1 protein-coding gene is annotated in these 3660 nt (G+C 33.4%); it reads right to left on the bottom strand.

Features of this window, described 5'->3' with window-relative positions; translation table 11 throughout:
- Positions 1 to 112: 112 nt before the first annotated feature.
- On the bottom strand, positions 113 to 3660 hold a 3548-nt coding region (locus tag DXN04_RS35075), incomplete at its 5' end, for a beta strand repeat-containing protein (protein WP_199415207.1).

The following is a 3660-nucleotide window of genomic DNA, read 5'->3' on the forward strand; positions in this document are numbered from 1 at the left end:
TTTTTCATATAGTTGTTTATTGTTCATAATTATGTGATTAATTTAAATAACTTTAATAAGTAAATAAACAATATAAGCATTGGTAATATTGTTATATTAAATAGTATTTTCATCATGGTTCAATTAAAACTCTTACATTAAATACTGTACTATTAGAAGTCATAGTAAATTGGCATAATATAGTAAATGAAGAAGTAGTTGTATTAGCAGTAACACTAATAATATTATTACTATTAGATACAGAAACATTATTTGAAGGTGTACTAACATTACTTAAAGTACAAGTATATTTACTGACACCACCATCTTTATTTTCAAACCAAAATTGCAATTTACCAGCGTTCATTATAGAAATATTAGTAGGAATATATACATAAACACCAATAGGAGTTTTCTTAATATCATTATAACTTGCTTCTCCTTTATATATTGAATCTACATTTTCACTATCTAAATAAATAGGTAATGCAATATTTTGACTAGTAAAATAATCATTTTTAATAACAAGTCTACCACGCATGGGATTTGCTCTTTGTGTTCCTTTTGTAATAACATTATGATTTAACCAATTCCATTCAATTTTATATTCTCTTGCTGTATTAGAATTATTTGCAGAAAGTTTAAATGTTATTATAATCATGCTAGCATAATTAAAGGCATTTGCAACAGATACATCACAATTAACTTTATTTGTTACATTTACATCATCCGGATTATAATATACAGTTTTAGTTCCGCCTGAACCAGCAACACCATTCCAAGTCCAAAGTTGAGTTGTATATAACCTATAATAAACACTTATAGATATAGTATTAGCATCAGCAACTGTATCAATTTCATTAGTATAAGGATAACCTGTAAAATCTAATCCACTTCCATCAGGATTAGTACCATAATATTTAGTATGATATACTTTAGCACCATAAGACCTAGCACCAGCAGATTGTGTAATATTAATAGATTTACTAACTCCACTATAAGTAGCAGTAACAGTTGTACTTCTACTTGTTGTAGCAGTTCTATTACCATAAGTAAGTTTACTACCGCTAGTAGTACCATTTAATGTACCATCTCCAGATTTACTTAATGTAGGACTACCATTTTCAGTTTCGGGAAAATTCTGTCCAATACCATTCCAAGTATATTGTCTACTACGAACAGCACTACAAGTAATAGTAGAACTACCGCCAGCAGCAGCAATATTAGTAGGACTAGCAGAAATATTAACTGACCATCCAGACCAATTACCATAAACTTTAGTTCCAGCTCTTTGTTCAATATCACAAAAGTCAATAGCACCATTATAATTTGCAGTAACTCTAGTTCTTCTAACACTTGTACTAGTATTATTACTATAACTTAAAGTATTACCACTTAAAGTTCCGCCACCACTTCCTACACTAAGATTTGGAGTACCATTTTCTGTTTCAGTTCCACCTGAGCCTGCAACTCCATTCCAAGTCCAACTACGAGAACGAGAAGCACCATAATTAATAGTAACAGAGCCTCCTGCTGCTGGAACAGTATAACTATTAGCATTACAATATACAGACCAACTAGACCAACTACCATATGATTTACTACCAGCAGATTGACTAATAGTTATATCTTTAGTTGCACTATCTATTGTTGCTCTAAATACAGAACTACGAGAACTAGTAGAAGTGTTATTTCCATAACTAACAGTAGAACCACTTAAAGAAGCAGCACCATTAACTTTACTTAATGTTGGAGAACCACTAGCATTTTCAGTATAAGTTGTTCCTGTACCATTCCATTGCCAAGTACGACTTCTAGTAGCAGAAGTAGATAACGTAGCATTTCCACCAGCAGCAGCAATGGTTGTTACATTGGCACTTAAACTAATAGACCATGCTCCCCAACTACTATAAGTTTTAGCACCTGCATTTTGAGTTACAGTAGTATCTTTAGTTACAGAATCCATTGTAGCTCTAATAACTGTACTTCTAGCACTTGTAGAAGTATTATTATCATAACTTACTTTATTACTAGCAAAAGAACCAGCTCCACTAACTTTACTAAGAGTAGGTGTTCCAGTTCCTGTTTCAGTTCCACCACTTCCACTAACTCCGTTCCACGTCCAAGTTCTTGTCCTACTTGAACTACCTCCACTAGCAGCAACATTTCCACTATTAGAAATATTAACTGTCCATGCAGACCAAGCACTATATTGTTTAACCCCAGCAGATTGACTAATAGTTATATCTTTAGTAGTTGAATCAATAGTAGCACGAATAACAGTTAATTTACCACTTGTACTAGTATTATTTCCATAAGTAACTTTAGGACTAGTCCAATTACCACTTCCACTAACTTTACTTAATGAAGGACTTCCATTTCCAGTTTCTGTACCACCAGAACCGGCAACACCATTCCATGTATAACTTCTAGTTCTACTAGCACTAGTTGATATAGTAGCTGTTCCACCTGTTGCACCAATACTAGTTTTATCAGCACTAATATTAACTGTCCAAGCTGACCAATTACCGTAAACTTTAGCTCCAGCAGATTGTGTTATAGTAATAGACTTAGAAACACTATTGCTAGCAGCAGTTATAGTTATACTACGACTATTTGTTGTAGTATTATTACTAGCAGTAACAGTTTTACCATTTAAAGTAAATCCGCCAGCACTACCACTAAGTGTAGGTGTAGCAGTTTCTGTATCAGTATGTGTAGTACCAACTCCATTCCAAGTCCAAGTACGAGAACGACTAGCATTAGTAGTTATCGTAGATGAACCACCACTTGCAGCTATCGTTTGCGTGCTTGCCGAAATAGAAACAGCCCAAGCAGACCACGCTGAATACACTTTTGCGCCTGCCTGCTGCGTTATCGTAACCGTTTTGGACAATCCTACATAACTAGCTGTAAGTGTCGCTGAACGGGCTGAAACGCTTTCGTTTGATGTAAATTTTATTTGATTTCCACTAAGACTAGCACTACCACTAATACTAAGAGTAGGAGTAGCAGTTTCACTATAAACAGTACCAGTGTTATTCCATTTATAAGTTCTACGAGCAATATTAGCTGTAACTGTTCTAGTACCACCTTTAGCTTCAACACTAGTTCCATCAGTTTGTAAATCTAGTACCCAATCGGTATAAACTTTAGCACCAGCAGCTTGATTTAAAGCAGCACTAACTTCTTTAGTTTGTTTATTTTCTAAAGTAAATATAACAGTTAAAGTTCCACTTTTAGCATTAGTAGATTCATTATTAAGTATAGTTAGTACATTATTACTTATACTACCTAAAGTAGTAGAACTAGTAAAGCTAGCAGTAAGATTAACAACAGTTTCAATCCAAGTTCCAGCATAAGTAGAACCATTGGTTATACTCCCCGTGGAGGATGCATAGTCAGTTCTCTTATATCCACTCTTAACAGAACTAGTAGGAAGTTTTAAATCATAAACACCACCAGTATTAGCTATACTACTATTAACTACTGTCAATGTACTAGTATCATATGTACTAGCTTTACTACCTTTAAACGTAACAGTATAACTATCTTTAGCTTCTGTATCATCAATTAATACAACTAACTTACCATTAGTTATAACTCCTTTTTCTATTCCATCAAATAAAACTTTAACTCCATCAGTAGGAAAAGTAACAGTATAAGAAATAAATCTTTGTT

Origin of the sequence: Chitinophaga silvisoli (genome assembly GCF_003412465.1) — a bacterium.
Lineage (GTDB): Bacteria > Bacteroidota > Bacteroidia > Chitinophagales > Chitinophagaceae > Chitinophaga > Chitinophaga silvisoli.